Annotated in this window: 1 protein-coding gene; it reads left to right on the top strand. The window is 74.1% G+C overall.

Going from position 1 to position 495, the window contains the following annotated elements:
- Window positions 1-325, top strand: a 325-nt coding sequence (locus AC0AIB_RS31100; RefSeq protein WP_465098063.1) for a GNAT family N-acetyltransferase, incomplete at its 5' end; no start/stop codon positions are given.
- Window positions 326-495 lie beyond the last annotated feature (170 nt).

The following is a 495-nucleotide window of genomic DNA, read 5'->3' as shown; positions in this document are numbered from 1 at the left end:
CGGACTGTGGCTGCGCGATCTGCCGGAGGGCCGCGCCTCCCTCGGCTACTGGCTCACCGCGTCCGCCCGGGGCCAGGGCGTCGCCCGCGCCGCGCTGCGTACGGTCACGGGCTGGGCACTGCGCGACCTCGGCGTCCCGCGCCTCCAGCTCTTCGTCGAACCGTGGAACACCGCCTCCGCGCAGGTCGCCGAGGACGTCGGCTTCCGGCGGGAGGGGCTGCTGCGCGGCTGGCAGCAGGTGGGCGACGAGCGACGGGACATGACCGTGTACGCGCTGCTGAACACCGACGGGCCCGCAGATGACCGGGCGGCGACCGCGAACTGAACAGCGAGGCGTTACGATCGCGGGCACCGCTGCCGACCAGCAGCCGACGACCGGCAGCCGAGCCCAGGAGTACCGACCTTGTCCGCACCGTCCGCACCCCGCATCGGCGTATCCATCGTGACCATGGGGGACCGCCCGCAGGCGGTCGAGGCGCTGCTGGCGTCGGTCGC

This window comes from Micromonospora sp. DSM 43699, assembly GCF_055517075.1.
The sequence above is the reverse complement of the archived record's forward strand: the minus strand, read 5'-3'. Positions and strand labels throughout refer to the sequence as shown.